The organism is Neisseria sp. P0021.S007 (genome assembly GCF_051956855.1).
In genome coordinates, this window is the sequence record NZ_JBQCXA010000420.1 from 1 (window position 1) to 745 (window position 745).

Annotated in this window: 1 protein-coding gene; it reads left to right on the top strand. The window is 55.2% G+C overall.

Annotated elements, in window-relative coordinates; genetic code table 11:
* A partial coding sequence (locus ACTHUR_RS13755; RefSeq protein WP_440399090.1) for an SbmA/BacA-like family transporter occupies nucleotides 1–745 on the top strand: 745 nt, incomplete at both ends.

The window sequence follows — 745 nt, forward strand, 5'->3', positions numbered from 1 at the left end:
CCTTGTTTGGGTTGCACTGATTTATTCCATCTTCAGCACCGTCATCGCCCATCTTGTCGGCCGCAAACTAAAAAACCTCAATATCGACCGCCAGCATCGCGAAGCTGACTACCGCGCAGCCCTTTTACGTGTACGCGACCATGCCGAACAAATCGCCTTCTACAACGGCGGCGAAGCGGAAACAGGCCGTCTGAAACAACGTTACCTCCGCATCCGCGACAACTGGCGGCGGCTCACCAACTGCGAATTCCGCCAAGAAACCTTCTGGGCAACCTATGTCCGCATCAGCATCTTCATCCCCATCCTCGCCACCCTGCCCATGTACCTCGCCAAAACCATGACCTTCGGCGACATGATGCAGACGCGCACATCGTTTGCCCGCGTTCAAGACAGTTTCGGCTGGTTTACCGATGCATACCGCCGCCTGATTGAATGGGCGGCAGTCATCGAACGGCTTTCCGGTTTTCAGACGGCCTTGGAACAAGCAGAACAAAAAAGCCCCTCCCTTCAGTCACACCAAACAGATTTGCCGCATCATAGCGGCAAGGTCGTCTTGCAAAACCTTACCGTCTACACCCAAACCGGCAGCCCCCTGCTTACTGATATTCACCTCCAAGCCCGTTCTCCGGAATGGGTATTGCTTGAAGGTCGAAGCGGCATCGGCAAATCCACGCTGCTTCGCGTGCTTGCCGGTTTATGGCCGTATTATCACGGCAGTTTTTCCCTTGAAGGCAGCCGCCTGTTC